Annotated in this window: 15 protein-coding genes; 11 read left to right on the top strand and 4 right to left on the bottom strand. The window is 59.6% G+C overall.

What is annotated here, in order from left to right:
• Positions 1-18 precede the first annotated feature (18 nt).
• Genes ACESTR_RS09320 through ACESTR_RS09300 form a run of 5 tightly spaced genes read left to right on the top strand, consistent with a single transcriptional unit; the run spans position 19 to position 5,485 of the window.
• On the top strand, positions 19-1,875 hold the full coding sequence (locus ACESTR_RS09320; protein WP_009596752.1) for a BatD family protein: 1,857 nt from the start codon (positions 19-21) through the stop codon (positions 1,873-1,875).
• Positions 1,876-1,883: 8 nt separating this feature from the next.
• Positions 1,884-2,702 (top strand): tetratricopeptide repeat protein, encoded by an 819-nt coding sequence (locus ACESTR_RS09315; protein WP_195289679.1) that lies wholly within the window; start codon positions 1,884-1,886, stop codon positions 2,700-2,702.
• Entirely contained in the window at positions 2,703-3,299 is a 597-nt protein-coding gene (gene recR / locus ACESTR_RS09310) for a recombination mediator RecR (protein ID WP_009596722.1), read from the top strand.
• Between the two features lie 31 nt (positions 3,300-3,330).
• Entirely contained in the window at positions 3,331-4,443 is a 1,113-nt protein-coding gene (locus tag ACESTR_RS09305; RefSeq protein WP_278433924.1) for a metallophosphoesterase, read from the top strand.
• Between the two features lie 43 nt (positions 4,444-4,486).
• A complete protein-coding gene (locus ACESTR_RS09300) occupies positions 4,487-5,485 on the top strand; it encodes a malate dehydrogenase (protein WP_195289681.1) in 999 nt (332 codons plus the stop codon).
• 82 nt (positions 5,486-5,567) lie between these two features.
• Here ACESTR_RS09300 and ACESTR_RS09295 read toward each other — a convergent pair whose 3' ends face one another.
• Positions 5,568-5,996 (bottom strand): META domain-containing protein, encoded by a 429-nt coding sequence (locus ACESTR_RS09295; protein ID WP_014775118.1) that lies wholly within the window; start codon positions 5,994-5,996, stop codon positions 5,568-5,570.
• A gap of 77 nt (positions 5,997-6,073) precedes the next feature.
• Here ACESTR_RS09295 and ACESTR_RS09290 point away from each other — a divergent pair, with 77 nt between their 5' ends.
• The 3 genes from ACESTR_RS09290 (at position 6,074) to ACESTR_RS09280 (ending at position 10,589) form a co-directional block, all read left to right on the top strand.
• Complete coding sequence (locus tag ACESTR_RS09290) at positions 6,074-6,448, top strand: RidA family protein (protein ID WP_014775117.1); 375 nt, start codon at positions 6,074-6,076, stop codon at positions 6,446-6,448.
• A gap of 228 nt (positions 6,449-6,676) precedes the next feature.
• The gene (locus ACESTR_RS09285; RefSeq protein ID WP_009596732.1) at positions 6,677-9,232 is read left to right on the top strand and encodes an adenosylcobalamin-dependent ribonucleoside-diphosphate reductase; all 2,556 of its coding nucleotides are present in this window, start codon (positions 6,677-6,679) and stop codon (positions 9,230-9,232) included.
• A gap of 157 nt (positions 9,233-9,389) precedes the next feature.
• Positions 9,390-10,589, top strand: a complete 1,200-nt coding sequence (locus ACESTR_RS09280) for an OmpA family protein (RefSeq protein ID WP_014775115.1) — start codon at positions 9,390-9,392, stop codon at positions 10,587-10,589.
• A gap of 379 nt (positions 10,590-10,968) precedes the next feature.
• Here the strand turns inward: ACESTR_RS09280 and ACESTR_RS09275 are convergent, their stop codons facing one another.
• Positions 10,969-11,241, bottom strand: coding sequence for a DUF721 domain-containing protein (locus ACESTR_RS09275; RefSeq protein ID WP_039939733.1), 273 nt, complete (start codon positions 11,239-11,241; stop codon positions 10,969-10,971).
• Between the two features lie 14 nt (positions 11,242-11,255).
• Complete coding sequence (gene recF / locus ACESTR_RS09270) at positions 11,256-12,602, bottom strand: DNA replication/repair protein RecF (RefSeq protein ID WP_014775114.1); 1,347 nt, start codon at positions 12,600-12,602, stop codon at positions 11,256-11,258.
• A gap of 191 nt (positions 12,603-12,793) precedes the next feature.
• Between recF and ACESTR_RS09265 the strand changes: the two genes are divergently transcribed.
• Both ACESTR_RS09265 and ribH read left to right on the top strand, forming a co-directional pair.
• Positions 12,794-13,477 (top strand): tetratricopeptide repeat protein, encoded by a 684-nt coding sequence (locus ACESTR_RS09265; RefSeq protein ID WP_009596731.1) that lies wholly within the window; start codon positions 12,794-12,796, stop codon positions 13,475-13,477.
• Positions 13,478-13,485: 8 nt separating this feature from the next.
• Positions 13,486-14,016 (top strand): 6,7-dimethyl-8-ribityllumazine synthase, encoded by a 531-nt coding sequence (gene ribH / locus ACESTR_RS09260; RefSeq protein ID WP_009596738.1) that lies wholly within the window; start codon positions 13,486-13,488, stop codon positions 14,014-14,016.
• 263 nt (positions 14,017-14,279) lie between these two features.
• On the opposite strand, the gene ACESTR_RS09255 is transcribed toward ribH, so the two are convergent.
• Complete coding sequence (locus ACESTR_RS09255) at positions 14,280-15,704, bottom strand: calcineurin-like phosphoesterase family protein (RefSeq protein ID WP_279183145.1); 1,425 nt, start codon at positions 15,702-15,704, stop codon at positions 14,280-14,282.
• 263 nt (positions 15,705-15,967) lie between these two features.
• Here ACESTR_RS09255 and ACESTR_RS09250 point away from each other — a divergent pair.
• On the top strand, positions 15,968-16,344 hold a 377-nt coding region (locus ACESTR_RS09250; RefSeq protein WP_373179156.1), incomplete at its 3' end, for an Arm DNA-binding domain-containing protein.

Genomic DNA, 16,344 nt, shown 5'->3' with positions numbered 1-16,344 from the left:
ATTTTATTGTAAGGCTCAATGAGAGATTTCATTGCGAAAATATCCCTGACGGCGCTCTTCGCGCTGGCGATCTTCTCGGCATCGGCTGCCGAGAAGGTCACTTTTGAGGCCAGCTCTCCGCTGACGGTCGCCGTCGGCGAAGCGTTCCGCGTGGAGTTCGCGCTCAACGCCTATCCCGACAAGGGGACGTTCAAGGCGCCTTCGTTCGACGGATTCGACGTGATCGCCGGCCCGGCCGAGTCGTCGGGCCAGTCGATCCAGATCGTCAACGGAGCGATGACCAAAAGCATCAATTACACGATCACCTACGTCCTGCTTCCGCAGGCTGCGGGCAACGTCACCGTCGGGGCTGCCGAAGTCACGGTGGACGGCACCGTCTACCGTTCCAACGCCCTGCCGATCGAGATCGTGAACGAGGGCAAGTCCCCCGGCGCCGGCGGCACGCAGTCCCGGCCGCGCGAGGACTCCTCGCCGGACGTTACGGCGCAGAACCAGATCGCCAAGGACGACATTCTGCTGCGCGCCGTCGTGTCGCGGACCTCGGTCTACAAGGGCGAGCCGCTGCGCGTGACGTTCAAGCTGTACGAGCGGGTGCCGGTCGTGGGATACAACGACGTGAAATTCCCGTCGTTCAACGGATTCTGGGCGCAGGAGCTCAATACCGACAATGCCCGGCGCCAGCGCGAGACCTTCAACGGCAAGGTCTATGAGACGCTCGTGGCCAAGGAGTACCTGCTCTACCCGCAGCAGGCCGGGACGCTCGTGATCGAGCCGGCCGAACTGACGGCCGTGGCGCAGGTCGTGGTGCCGGGACGCCGCAACGTGGATCCCTTCTTCGGGGGCGGTCCCGACTTCGTCAACGTGCCCCGCAAGGTGCAGAGTCCGCGCATCAACATCGCCGTCAAGCCGCTGCCAGCGGGCGCTCCCGCCAGCTTCAGCGGCGCCGTGGGCAGTTTCACGATGGACGCCGTGCTTCCGCAGGAGCGGCTGGCCGCCAACTCCGCGGCGACCTATACGGTGAAGATCTCCGGCACGGGCAACCTTACGTTCGTGCAGGCCCCCAAACTGACGCTCCCCGCTTCGTTCGAGCAGTATAACGTCAAGACCACCGAGTCGATCAACACCTCGGCGGCCGGCATCTCCGGCTACCGCCAGTTCGAATATCCCTTCATCGCGCGCGCCGAAGGCACGTACGAGGTGGAACCCGTCGAATTCAGCTATTTCGACCCGTCGCGCATGCAGTACATGACGCTGAAGTCGAAGGCGCTGGAGCTGGAGATCACGCCCGACGCCAAGGGCGGCGGCGACGCTCTCGTGGTGCAGGGCCGCGGCATGTCGAAGGAGGAGGTCAAGCTGCTCGGACAGGATATCCGCTTCATCAAGCTGGGCAGTCCGCAGCTGCGTTCGGTCCGCGAACCGTTCCTCTTCAGCGCGGCCTACTGGGTGCTGTTCTTCGGCATCCTGATCCTCTTCGCAATGGTCTACGTCGCGCTGCGCCGGCAGATCCGCGAGTCGCAGAACGTGGCCCTGCTGCGGGGCAAGCGCGCCAACAAGGTCGCCGTGCAGCGTTTCCGCGCCGCCAAACGCTACATGGAGGAGCAGAACCGCCATGCGTTCTACGAGGAGATGCTCCGCGCGTTGTGGGGCTACATGAGCGACAAGTTCAACATTCCGGTCGCCAACCTCACGAAAGAGAACGTCCGCGAGGAGCTGCACAAACGGGGCGTCTCGTCCGAAGAGTCGCAGCGTTTCACGGCCATCATCACCAAGTGCGACGAGGCGCAGTATTCGCCGGCCGCATCGGCCCGGATGACCGAGGTCTACGGCGAGGGCGTCGATATCATTTCGCGGATCGAAGCGATGATAAAACGATAGGAACAGCTATGAAAAAACGAATTTCAGTTTGTCTCGTCCTGCTGCTGGGGTGTCTGGCATCCTATGCGCAGGAGCCTGCCGACAGCCTTGCGCAGCCGGCGGCGGAGCAGAGCGAGTCCGCGCCCCGGCCCACGACCGAACAGTTGTGGGACATGGCCAACACGGCCTATATCAACGGCAATTTCCATTCGGCCGCCGAAGTCTACGAAGAGATTCTTTCCCGCGGGGTAAGCTCCGTGAAACTCTACTATAACCTCGCCAATGCCTACTTCAAGGAGGACCGCATTGGCAAGGCCATCCTCTATTACAAACGGGCGCTGCGGCTGGCGCCCGGCAACGACGACATCCGCCACAACCTGAGCGTCGCCGAAGCCCGCACGAAGGACAACATCGAGGACATCCCCGAATTCTTCTTCGTGACGTGGATGCGCGAAGCCCGCCACACGATGAGCTGTACGGCGTGGAGCGTCCTTTCGCTGGTGCTGCTGGCCTGCGCGCTGGCGCTGTTTCTGGTCTACCTGCTGGCCCAGCGGCTTTCGCTGCGCAAGGCCGGGTTCTACGGCACCGTCGTCGCCGTGCTGTTGTGCATGCTGACGACGTGGTTCGCGCTGGGCGAACGCCGCGAGATGCTCGACGACACTTCGGCCGTGGTCATGACCGCTTCTACGGCGGTCAAGAGTTCGCCCGACAAGTCGTCCACCGACCTTTTCGTGCTGCACGAAGGCACGGTCGTGACGATCACGAACCGGCTCGACGACTGGTGCGAAGTGGTGATCGCCGACGGCAAGAAAGGGTGGCTGGAGTGCCGCAAAATCGAAACGATCTGAATGTCTAAATTACTACAGGACGTCGTCGGCGAGTTGTCGAAGCTTCCGGGCGTGGGGCGCCGTACGGCGCTGCGCCTCGCCATCCACATCCTGCGCATGGAGCGGGAGTCGGTGGCCGAAATGACGGAGAGCATCGACCGTTTCCGCAATGACGTGAAATACTGCGCCGAGTGCAACAACCTTTCGGACGAGGAGGTGTGCCCGATCTGTCTGGACGACGAGCGCGACCGGACCACGATCTGCGTCGTGGAGCAGGTCGCCGACGTGCTCTCGATCGAGAATACCCACCAGTACAAGGGGCTCTACCACGTGCTGGGCGGGGTCATTTCGCCGATGCAGGGCATTTCGCCTTCGGATCTGAAGATCGACCTGCTGACCGAACGCATCGCCCGCGGCGGCGTGAAGGAGGTGATCCTCGCCATTTCGACTTCGGTCGAGGGCGAGACGACGCTCTTCTACCTGATGAACCGCCTGCGGCAGTTCCCCGGCGTGAAAGTCACCTCGATCGCCCGCGGCATCGGCTTCGGCGACGAGCTGGAATACGTCGACGAGCTGACCATCACGCATGCTTTGCGGAACCGCCGCGAAGTCGAATGATTCGCGGCCCGATAAATAAACGGTACGAAAAATGAAAAGAGGAATAATGACCCTCGCGGCGTTGGCCGCCATGTTGTGGAGCCTGCCCGCTGCGGCGCAGGAGGAATACCGGCAACCCGCGCTGGAGAATCCCGAATCGTGGAGCGTCGTGGTGATCCCCGACCTGCAGGGATATGCCAAGAACGAAGCCAGCCAGCCCATCGCCCGCCTGATGACGGCGTGGATCGCCGACAACATCGAGCGGCTGAACGTTCGGATGGTGCTCTGCGTGGGCGACGTGGTCGAGCAGAACGACCGCATCGGCAACGGTTTTTCAGGCGATCTGACCTCGGTGCGCCAATGGCAGGGCATGGCCGATGCGTTCGACGTGCTGGACGGCCGCGTGCCCTATCTGGTCGCCACCGGCAACCACGACTACACCTATACCCGCAGCGGCGCGCGGCGCACGCACCTGAACGAATATTTCCCGATCGGCCGCAACCCGCTCAACGCGGCGGCGATCTGTCAGTTCGGACTCGATTCGGACGAGAATCCCGCCGTCGAGAACTGCGCCTTCGAACTGAAGGCCCCCGACGGCAAGGACTACCTTTTCCTGAATATGGAGTTCGCGCCCCGCGATACGGTGATGAAGTGGGCGCAGCAGGTGGCGGGGCTGGAGGAGTACGCCGATCACCGGATCGTGCTGATGACCCACGCTTACCTCGATGCCAAGGACCAGCGGCTGTCCGGTCCCTGCAAGGTGACGAGCTACGAGCCGCTGGTGCGCAACGGCAGGATCGTGAAGATCAAGGGACTGCCGCTTCCCGACGCCAGCAACGGCGAGGAGCTCTGGCAGAAACTGGTCCGCCCGGCTTCCAACATCGAACTGGTGGTCTGCGGCCACATTTCGGGAAGCGGGTTCCGCACCGACAGAAACAGCGCCGGAAAAGACGTACACCAGATGCTCTTCGACGCGCAGTCGATGGGCGGCGGTTACGAGGGTAACGGCGGCGACGGCTGGATACGCATTCTGGAGTTTATGCCCGACGGCGTGACGGTGAAGGCGACGACTTTCTCGCCCCTGTTCGCCATTTCGCCCACTACGCGGCAGTTCGCTTGGATGCGCGACGCGAAGAACGAATTTACGTTCCGCTTCAGCAAATAAGACCCGGGTACGGGATCGTACCCAATTTAAAATAGTTTCAGTTATGGAATTTCTGACAAACGACAAACTCACGATCGTGGGCGCGGCCGGTATGATCGGCTCGAACATGGCCCAGACGGCGCTGATGATGCGCCTTACGCCGAACATCTGCCTGTATGACCCGTACGCTCCCGCGCTCGAAGGCGTGGCCGAGGAGCTTTATCACTGCGCGTTCGAAGGGGTGAACATCACTTGGACGAGCGATATCAGGGAGGCTCTTACGGACGCTTCGTATGTCGTTTCGTCGGGCGGCGCGGCGCGCAAGGCGGGCATGACGCGCGAAGACCTGCTGAAAGGCAATACCGAGATCGCCGCGCAGCTGGGCAAGGACATCAAGACCTACTGCCCCGGTGTGAAGCATGTGGTCGTGGTTTTCAATCCCGCCGACATCACGGGACTGGTAACGCTGATCTATGCGGGCATCCGTCCCTCGCAGCTTTCGACCCTTGCCGCGCTGGACAGCACGCGCCTGCGTTCGGAGCTGGCCAAGTATTTCAAGATTTCGCCCGACGAAATCCGCAACTGCCGCACCTACGGCGGCCACGGCGAGCAGATGGCCGTCTTCGCCTCGACGACGCTCGTCGCCGGACGTCCCCTTTCGGAGCTGATCGGCCATGAAATGCCCGAAGGCGACTGGCACGACCTGCAGCAGCGTGTGATTCAGGGCGGCAAGCATATCATCGACCTGCGCGGCCGCTCGTCGTTCCAAAGCCCGGCCTACCTGTCGATCTGCATGATCGCTGCGGCCATGGGCGGCAAGCCGTTCGGCTATCCGGCCGGCGTATTCGTGCACAACGATGAGTTCAAGCATATCCTGATGGCGATGGAGACCCAGATCACCAAGGAGGGCGTCAGCTACAAGAACGTGCAGGGCACGGCCGAGGAGAACAAGACCCTCGCCGCCAGCTACGAACACCTCTGCAAACTGCGCGACGAGGTGATTTCGATGGGTATCATCCCGCCCGTGGAGGAATGGCGCAGCCTGAATCCGCACCTGAAATAGAGGCGGCGAGCCGTATGAAAAAGGGAAGGACTTTCCGAAAGTCCTCCCTTTTTCTGTCGTCAGGCTGCGCCCGTGCTTCGTCTCAGGGCTTCGCCTGAAATACGGCCCGCAGTTCGCCGTCGCTCAGCAGGAGCAGCATCGGTCCGTCCATATCGTAGTGCGTCGTCGATTCGAGCGCCTTGGTGAACGCGTCCTCCTGCTCCATGCCGGGGCATACCATCATCGTCGATGCCAGCGGCCCGATCTTCAGCGCGCCCTTCTCGGTCGCTTCGTACCTCCCCATGATGCGGTTGCAGGCGCCGATGCCCGCGATGCGGTTCTCTTCGGCCAGAAACGTAAGCGTGAATTTGCCCTCTTCGGGTTTGACGGCCTTGCCGCCCAGCTGAATGAGCTGCCATTCGGTGCCGACGAGCGGCCTGCGGTTTTTCTTCTGGTAGGAACGGCAGCTGCAGCACCCTGCGGCGAGGGCCGCAACGGCGGCGAGGGCCGCGATTTTCAGCAAAATCTTCATAGTATATTATTATATATGTGTTGTGCAAATATAGGGAATAAATCGTACCTTTGTGTAAAATTTGAAAAATACCCGTTATGAAGAAGATTATCGCATCGCCCCATGCGCCCAAAGCCGTGGGACCCTACTCGCAGGCCGTCGAAGCCGGCGGCGCGCTCTATGTTTCGGGCCAGCTTCCGATCGACGGCGCCACCAGTAAAATGGACGAAGGCGTCGAAGCCCAGACGCACCGGTCGCTTACGAACCTGCGCCACATCCTCGAAGAGGGCGGCTATACGCTCGGCGACGTGGTCAAGACCACCGTCCTGCTGCAGAACATCGGCGATTTCGCCGCGATGAACGCCGTTTACGCCCGGTTCTTTACCGAGCGGATGCCCGCCCGCGTGTGCTATCAGGTGGCGGCGCTTCCGATGGGCGCGCTGGTCGAGATCGACGCCGTGGCGGTGAAGTAGCCGGTGCTTTTCTGGGCCGCGGTCCGCACGCCGAAACCGGCGCCGCGGGTTTCCGCCGGCCGATAAATGCGTCTCACGTATGCGGGGCGCATCTTTTACACCTTTTGTAAATAACTTGTGGATAAAATTGGTGTGCGTCGCTGGTTTTTTCCATATAAAAGAGTCATTTTTGTAAAACCGGACTTTGTCCGTTCCGACGCTAAAATTCTGAAATAAAGTAATATAGTCATGTCAAAAGCCGCAAAACCCGTGGCGCCGCAGAAAGTCGAATACAACGATGCGGTCGCCGAGTCGAAAAAGTATTTCGAAGGGGACGACCTCGCCGCAACGGTGTGGGTCAGCAAGTACGCCCTCAAGGACTCTTTCGGCAATATTTACGAAACGTCGCCCAAGCAGATGCACGAGCGTATCGCCGCCGAGATCGAGCGCATCGAACGCAAGTATCCCGATCCGATGAGCAAGGAGGAGGTGTTCGAGCTGCTCGACCATTTCCGGTACGTGATTCCGCAGGGCGGCCCGATGACGGGTATCGGCAACAACTTTCAGGTGGCCTCGCTCTCGAACTGCTTCGTGATCGGCCATAAGAACCCGGCCGACTCGTACGGCGGCATTTTCCGCATGGACGAGGAGCAGGTGCAGCTGATGAAGCGCCGCGGCGGCGTGGGGCACGACCTTTCACACATCCGTCCCACGGGCAGCCCCGTGCTGAACTCGGCCCTCACCTCCACGGGTATCGTTCCGTTCATGGAGCGCTATTCCAACTCGACGCGCGAAGTGGCGCAGGACGGCCGCCGCGGAGCGCTGATGCTCTCGCTGTCGATCAAGCATCCCGACGCCGAGCGTTTCATCGACGCCAAGGTCGATACGGGCAAGGTCACGGGCGCCAACGTCTCGATCAAGATCGATGACGAATTCATGCGCGCAGCGATCGCAGGCAAGAAGTACCACCAGCAGTTCCCGATCAAGTCGGACCATCCCAAATACGAGCAGGACATCGACGCCAAGAAACTCTGGGATAAAATCATCCACAACGCATGGAAGTCGGCCGAGCCGGGCGTGCTGTTCTGGGATACGATCATCCGCGAGAGCGTGCCCGACTGCTATGCCGACGAGGGCTTCGTGACGGTTTCGACCAACCCCTGCGGCGAGATTCCGCTCTGCCCCTACGATTCGTGCCGCCTGCTGGCGATGAACCTGCTGAGCTATGTGGACAACCCCTTCACCAAGGAGGCGAAGTTCAATTTCGACAGGTTCAAGGCGCATGTCGGCAAGGCCATGCGCATGATGGACGACATCATCGACCTCGAACTGGAGAAGGTCGAGCAGATCATCGCCAAGATCGCCGCCGACCCCGAAGACGAGGAGGTCCGCCGCGTGGAGCTGGAGTTGTGGAAGAAGATCCGCACCATGGCGCAGAAGGGCCGCCGCACGGGTCTCGGCATCACGGCCGAGGGCGATATGCTCGCGGCGCTGGGGCTGCTTTACGGCTCGGACGAGGCGATCGCTTTCGCCGTCGAGGTGCAGAAGACGCTGGCCGTCGAAGCCTACCGCGCTTCGGTCCGGATGGCCGCCCAGCGCGGAGCGTTCCCGATCTACGACGCTTCGAAGGAGAAGAACAACCCGATGATCGCCCGCATCCGCGAGGCCGATCCGGAGCTGTATGCCGAAATGGAGAAGAACGGCCGCCGCAATATCGCCATGCTGACCATCGCCCCGACGGGCACCACGTCGCTCATGTCGCAGACCACGTCGGGCATCGAACCGGTGTTCCGTACGGTCTACAAGCGTCGCCGCAAGATCAACCCTTCGGACCATGACACGCACGTCGATTACGAGGACGAAACGGGCGAAAAGTTTCAGGAGTACAACGTCTACCACCACAATTTCGTCAAGTGGCTGGACGCGAACGGATACGATACGTCGAAACTGGAGACCATCTCGGATGCCGAGCTGAACGAGTGGGTGGCGGCTTCGCCCTACCACGGCGCCACGGCCAATGACATCGACTGGGTTGCGAAAGTCAAGATGCAGGGTGCGATCCAGAAATGGGTGGACCATTCGATCTCGGTGACGGTGAACCTGCCGAACAATGTCTCCGAAGCGCTCGTCGCCGACGTGTACCGCACGGCTTGGGAGTGCGGCTGCAAGGGCGTTACGGTTTACCGCGACGGCTGCCGCGACGGTGTGCTGCTCGACAAGGCCTCCAAGAACAAGAAAAAGAAGTGCGAGGGGCATCCCGGCGAAGTGGCGAAGCGTCCCAAGTCGATTCCTGCCGACATCGTGCGGTTCAAGAACGGCACCGAGGACTGGATCGCCTTCGTGGGACTTCAGGACGGACGTCCCTACGAGGTCTTCACGGGTAAGATCGAGGAGGACGCCATGTATATTCCCCGCAAGATCAACAAGGGCTTCATCATCAAGGTCCGCGAGGACGACGGCACCAAGCGTTACGACTTCCAGTATACCGACCGTTACGGTTATACGAATACCATCGGCGGCATCTCGCGTCTGTTCGACGAAGAGTTCTGGAACTACGCCAAACTCATTTCGGGCGTATTGCGCCACGGCATGCCGATCGAGAAGACCGTTTCGCTCATCGAGTCGCTCCATCTGGACAGCGAGTCGATCAACACATGGAAGACGGGCGTCTGCCGTGCGCTGAAGCAATATATCGTGGACGGCACCAAGTCGAAAGGCAAATGTCCGAGCTGCGGACAGGAGAATATGGCCTACCAGAACGGCTGTCTGACCTGTATGTCGTGCGGTTATTCGAAATGCGGCTGATCTGAAAAGATTTGATATTGAGATTAAAAGGCTGGAAACGTATGTTTTCGGCCTTTTTTAGTCGCTTTCGGCTCTGTTTTTGCGTTTCATGCTGTCGATGAATGGATTTTGAAAAATTAATTTATAATTTTACAACTGGGAATAACTAATGTTAGCTATGAAAAAACTTATTCTAATTCTTGCGGTCGTGGCATTCGCGACGACGGCATGGGCGCAGGAGACGCCCAAAAAACCGAGCTTTGCAGGTTTTGTGTCCAATGGATTTTGGGATAACTGGGAGATGTCGCTGGGCGGCGGTGTAGGCACTGCCCTGACGAACGGCTCCAATTCGGGGTCTTTCGGAAAACGTCTCGGATTCGAAGCGAACTTTTCGCTTGTAAAATGGGTGCATCCTGTAGTAGGTATGCGTCTGCAGCTGCAGGGCGGTCAGTTTGCCAACTATGACGCCGATCTGGGCAAACTCAAGTGGCCTTACCTCTTCGTGCATTCCGACTTTATGCTTAACTTCTCGAACTGGGCGGGCGGTTACCGCGACGACCGGGCCTATTATCTGGTGCCGTTCGTAGGCTTCGGTTATCTGGCTACGAACTTCACGGACAAGAGCCAAGAGGACAATATGACCGGCACGCATCAGGCTTTCGCATTCTCTTACGGTCTGCTCAACAAATTCCGCTTGTCACGTTCGTTCGACTTCAATATCGAGCTGAAAGGCATGCTGGCGCCTTCGCGCGTATGCCCCGCGAAGACGGACGGTTCCTACCTGTTCGGCTTCAGCGCTACTGCGGGCTTCACCTACCGCTTTAACAAGCGCGGCTGGCAGCGCGGCGTAGCGGGCTATACGGCTGCCGACATTCAGGCGTTCCAAGACGCCGTTGCCGCAAGCATGGCCGCTGTCGAAGCCGCCGAGCTTGAGAACGCCCAGCTGGCTCAGCAGCTCGCCGCCGCTCAGGCGCAGGCTGCCGCCGCTCAGAACGCCGCCGCCGATGCCGCGGCAGCTGCTGCCGTCGCAACGGTTGTCGCCGCCGACGAAGCCGCTTTGGCCGACACTTCGATCATTCTCTTCGATTACAGCATGTCGGTGCTGACGCCGCAGGAGAAGACGCGTCTGGAGCTGATTGCCGAGCAGATCAAGAGCGGCTCGAAGGATGCCGTTTACCAGATCGTGGGTCACGCCGACCAGCAGACGGGTACCGCTGCCGGCAACAAGCGCGTCGCCGAGCACCGCGCCAAGCGGGTTTACGACTTCCTCGTATCGAAGGGCGTGAATCCCAAGCAGTTGAATTACGAGGGCAAGGGCAACTCCCCCGATCCCTTCAAGAAGGTTCAGGCCGCCAACCGCGCCGCGATTATCCAGTAATCCCCGCGGGACGGAATGACCGGTTCGCCCGGTCGGCCCGGCCGGATAAAAAAAAAGGATGCGCCTTTACAGGCGCATCTTTTTTTTGTGTGATCCGGAGCGGGGCGGAAAGTATGCCCCGGCATTTTCCGTGTTTCTCAGGCAGTCAGTCTGTTTCAGTCTGTCTCAGTCTGTCTCAGTCTGTCTCAGTCTGTCTCAGTCTGTCTCAGTCTGTCTCAGTCTCAGCCCTAGCCCCAGCCTTTTCGTGTGTCCGTATTTTTGTCGTATCTCCTGTATTTTCCGTGCCTGCCGTGTTCTTATCTCTCTTATTTGCCGTTGCTCCGGTATTTCCCGAATCTCTCGTACCTCCCGTATCTTCCGTTCCTTCCGTACCGGAAATCTACCTGATAATCACCGCATTGACGATCCGGACGCCGGAACGCCGGTTCAGCTCCTCCTTGAGCGCTTCGCGCTGGTAGAAGAGTTCCGAACGAAGCACGCTCGACTGGATGCGGGCATAGAGAATGTGGTTTTCCAGCTTCAGTTCCGTGGTGAAGTCTGCGGCGCGGTCGCCCACGACGGCGCGCCATGTGTCGGGCAGCTTTCCTTCGGCGACTTTGGCCGCGACATAGGGGCGTTTGAAAAACTCTTCCAGCAGGTCGCCCATCAGCATCGTCTTGGTCCGTCTCATCGCGCTCCCTCTTTTCCGTCGGATGTTTTGTCTGCCGTATCTGTCACGCAGGCGTCCTGTCCGCCGGATTTTTCGCCTGCGGACGCCGCGTTGCGTAAATCCTCCGAAACTTCGCCTTGCACCGCTGCCGTCCGGATTCCTTCCGCAGACCCAGCCTCCTGCGGCCCGGCATGCCGCGTTCGGTCCGCTGCTTCCTTCGTGCTCTCTTCGGCCGGAAGCTGCCCGCCGCAAGCCGGCGCTCCGGCCGTTGCGGTCTCCTGCCCGATGCCGCCGTTTTCGACCGTGAAGAGGGAGTACGCCCCGCCGGCCTTGTCCAGAATCCGGCGCAGACGGGTGGGGTTGCAGTCCGTAATGACGATCTGCCCGAACGAATCTTCCGACACCAGCCGTATGAGCTGTTCCACGCGCCCCGCGTCGAGCTTGTCGAACAGGTCGTCGAGCAGCAGGATCGGCTTCTCGCCTTTCTCCTGCGCGACTATCGTGTACTGGGCCAGTTTCAGGGCGATCAGGAACGACTTCTGCTGGCCCTGCGAGCCGTATTTGCGCAAGGGGTAGCCGCCGATCCTGAGCACCAGATCGTCGCGGTGAATGCCCGACGTGGTGAACTCGTTGGCCAGATCCTTCTGCCGCGCGGCGAGGAGAATCTCACCGAACGGACGGTCGTTCAGTTCCGATTTGTAGTGCAGTTCGACCTGCTCGCGGTCGCCCGAAAGTATGCGGTAATACTCCGCCGCCACGGGTTGCAGCCGCTCGGCGAACTCCCGCCTCCGGGCGTGAATCCGCTCGCCCTGTTCGACGAGCTGCATGTCGTAAATCTGCAGCATCGTCTCGTCGGGCATGTTCTTGAGCAGCCGGTTGCGCTCGGCCAGCACGGCGTTGTAGCGCATCACGGCGGTCAGATAGCTCCGGTCCAGCTGCGAGATGAAGGCGTTGAGGTAGCGGCGCCGTTCGTCCGAGGCGTCGCTGATCAGGGCGCTGTCCGCCGGCGATACGATCACGGCAGGAACAAGCCCCACGTGGTCCGAGAGCCGTTCGTACTCCTTGCCGTTGCGTTTGAGCACTTTGCCGCCTTTGCGCGAGAAGGAGCACACGATGTTTTCGCTCTTTCCCCCGTCGGTGAGATACTGCCCTTCGGCGAGGAAGAAGTCGGCGCCGTGGCGGATGCTCTGCCCGTCGGTCATGGGCAGCGACGACTTGCACATCGACAGGTAGTAGACCGCGTCGATGACGTTGGTCTTGCCGGCTCCGTTGTCGCCTACCAGACAGTTGACGCCCCGGCAGAGGGCAAGCTCCGCCTGTTCGATATTTTTGAAATTCAGCAGCGATATTTTCTTCAGAAACATAGCCCAAAGATAATGCAAGGTGAGTGCAAATGCAAACTTGTTTGCGATTTGCCGAAGCGCCGCCCGTGCGGGGCGCCGTCTGTTTTTTGTAAAGATACAAAAAAAGCGGACAGCGCATTGCACATTCTGAATAGTTTTGTATCTTTGCAAACTAACATACCGAAATTTAACTAAAACAAGATATTTTTCATATGGCAAAGCAGCATGTAGCCGAGCAGGAGACCCTCGGCGAAGCAATGAACAGAACTGAGCTTTTCTTCGAGAAAAACGGCCGTAACATGGCGTATATTTTTCTGGGATTGCTGGTTCTTGCAGCCCTTATTTTCGGATACCGCGCACTGATCGTAGCCCCTCGCGCCACCAAAGCCGCCGAGCGGATCGCCGAGGCTCAGTACCGTTTTGAGGAGCAGAATCCGGATTATCAGCTCGCACTCGAAGGCGACGCCAACGGTGCCGGCTTCCTCGACGTGATCGAAGAGTACGGTTCGACTCCTTCGGGCAACCTCGCCAAGCACTATGCGGGTATCTGCTACCTGAAGACGGGCGATCTGGAGAACGCCGCCAAATATCTGGCGAAATACTCGCCGGTCAAGGGCATCCCCGGAGCGCTCATCAACGCCCAGAATCTGGGCCTGCAGGGCGACATCGCCGTCGAGCAGCAGAACTACGCCAAGGCGGTGAAATTCTACGAGCAGGCCGTCAAGGCCGCCGACAACAACCTGACGGCACCGATGTACCTGCGCAAGGCGGGTCTGGCCGAGCAGGCTCAGGGCAACAACGAAAAGGCAGCCGCATTTTACGAGCAGATTCTGACCTCCTATCCCGCATCGACGGATGCGCGTGAGGCGGAGAAGCTCCTCGGCAGCGTGAAATAACCGGGACTATGGCGACCAAGAATCACAACCTTTCCAAATTCGACTCACCCCTGCCTTCGGCCGCGGACATGCGGTTCGGAATCGTCGTGGCCGAGTGGAACCGCGAGGTCACCGAAGCTCTGCTCGAAGGCGCCGTGCGGACGCTCCGCGCCGCCGGATGTCCCGACCTGAACATCCAGATCAAGTATGTTCCGGGGACGTTCGAACTGGCCCTCGGCGCGCAGTTCTTCGCCGAATATACCGACGTGGACGCCGTGATCGCGCTGGGCTGCGTCATTCAGGGAGATACCCGTCATTTCGACTTTATCTGTCAGGGCGTTACGCAGGGCATCACGCAGCTGCAAATCCAGTGGAACATGCCCATCGCCTTCGGTGTGCTGACCGTGAACGACATGCAGCAGGCTTTGGACCGCTGCGGAGGCCGTCACGGCAACAAGGGCGACGAAGCCGCCGCCACGGCCGTCAATATGGTCAAACTGCAGATCGAGATGGAAGCCGCTTCGCCGGACCACGAACCCGACCGGCGGAATATCAACTGATCGGCAGCGATGCAGATACATGAAAAACGGAGAGTTGTACGACTCTCCGTTTTTTTCGTTCTCAGGCGGCCGCATTCGCAGCGGCGGTCTGTGTATCTGTTTGCCGTCCGCCTTATCTGCCTGCATAGGTCTTTGTTTACCGTCAGCCTTATTTGTCTGCGTCTGCCTTTGTCTGTGTCAGGTTTGTCTGTCCGCAGCGCCTTGTCTGCGTGTCTGTTTGCCGTCCGCCTTGTCTGTCTGCGGCGGCCTGTCTGTCTTTTGTCCTATTCCTTTGTCGGGAGCGTTATGCGCTCCGAGTAGCGGCGGCCGGAACGGTCGGTGGCGACGACTTCGATCTCGCGGGCCGATGCCGAAGGGCGGGCCTTGAAGTAGAAGTGCGTCGTGCGCGGCCGCTGCGACTTGGATACCGTTTTCCCGGCGGCCTTCAGCGAGTCGATGTTGGCGATGTAGTCGGGATCGTTGCACCAGATCCGCTGCATGGAGCCGCGGTAGCGGCCGTCCTCATACCATACGACCGTCCAGTAGGAATCCCAGTTCCATACCTTGGCGATCACCGAAGCGGGGTAGTCCTCTGCCGTGCCGGGACCCCATACGCGCAGCTGCCGGGCTTCGGGCATCTCCAGACTTTGGTAGGTCCACGCGAAATCCCCGCCGCATTCGCGGAAAAGCTGCCAGCCTTTGGGCGTGCCGTCGCGGTTGATCGGGTCCCGCCAGAGGTTGCCGCATATCTGCGCCACGTTGTGTTCCATCGCGCCTTCGCGGATGTCGAAATTCGAGTTGATGTGCGTATGTCCCGATATGAAATGGATTTCATGGCCCGCAAAGGCGTCCATCAGGGTTTCGGCCGACTCCATGACGCGGCGTTCGTCGCGCCACGACTTCATGGCCGGAGCGTGCATCGCGAAGCAGACGCGCGAACCCGCCGGCAGACGTTCGGCGTAGGCCGCCGCCCAGCGCAGCTGCATCGAGTCTATCTGCTCGTCGTATTTGCGGGCGCCGTGGTAGACGATGTCATCGAGAACGACGTAGTGGGTGCGGCCCATGTCGAAGGCGTAATACGTGGGGCCGAAATGCGAACGGTAGTTTTCGGTGGCTTCGCGGTCGGTGAATTTGTTCAGGTCGTGGTCGTGGTTGCCGATCACGCCGTAAACGGGGATTCCGAGCGATGCGAACTGCTCCCTGATTTTGGCGAACAACTGCGGCGAGTCCCATACGATGTCGCCCAGCAGAATGACGGCCTGATCTACTCCCTGCGCCTTTTTCGCGGCTGTTGCAGCCTGCAGCGGCGGGATTATCTCGGTGCGGAGCCGTTCGAAATGCTCGTCGGTCTTGGGTTGCGGGTCGGCGATGGCCAGCAGTTCGTAACATGCCGCGGTTCCGGGCCACGCCTGCAGCTCGAAGTCGAAGCGTTTGGCCGAAGGGGTGTAGGGGAGGAAAAACTGCGGGACGCCCTCTTTCAGCGGTGCGATGTACCCCGCCGGGGTCACGACGCTGATGAATAACGCCTCGTCGTCGGCATCGAGGGCGAACGCCCCCTGCGCGTCGCTTTGCGCGAAGGTGTAGCCGTCCGTCACGGCGACGCCGGCGAGCGGTCTGCCGCCGCATTTGACGGTTCCCCGGATCGGACGGGCGGAAACTGCGGTGCAAAGCCCGCAGCAGATCAGCAGTAGAAGTAGCGGATGTTTCATGGTTCGGTATTTGTAGGTAAAGAGAAGCGCAGGAAAGAGTAAATATCTTGTTTGCAAGTATTTAATTCTCTGTTCTGCAGGTGCACCGAGCAATAAAATTGTAAATTCGGGCAGGTTTAACGGTGAGTTTCGTTACTTATCCGTTACCTGCCCGAAATGCTTTGATTTGCATCAAAACATTCGTTTTCAGTTCGTTGCATCGAATTACCGCATACCAAATAACTTGACATTACGTTTAACCAATCCTCAAAGTTCAAGTTATTATGCAACGCAGCACTTTCAAAGTCCTTTTCTATGTGAAACGGCAGTCCGAAAAATCGGGTCAGGTTCCCGTCATGGGTCGTATCACGATCAACGGTACGATGTCGCAGTTCAGCTGCAAACTCACCGTCCGTTCTTCTCTCTGGGATGCCAAAGCGAACAAAGCCGCAGGCAGAAGCCTCGAATCGCAGCGCATCAACGAGAATCTGGAGAATATCAAGACCAATATCGGCAAGCAGTACCAGCGTCTCTGCGACCGGGATTCGTATGTTACGGCCGAAAAAGTCCGTAACGCCTTTCTGGGTATGGGGGACGACTGCCGCCTGCTGTTACAGACTTTCGACGAATACCTCGCAGGCTTTCTCAAACGTGTGGGCAA

It is taken from the genome of Alistipes sp. DJF_B185 (genome assembly GCF_964250025.1).
Taxonomy (GTDB): domain Bacteria; phylum Bacteroidota; class Bacteroidia; order Bacteroidales; family Rikenellaceae; genus Alistipes; species Alistipes finegoldii.
This window is presented reverse-complemented; position numbering and strand designations above follow the sequence as displayed.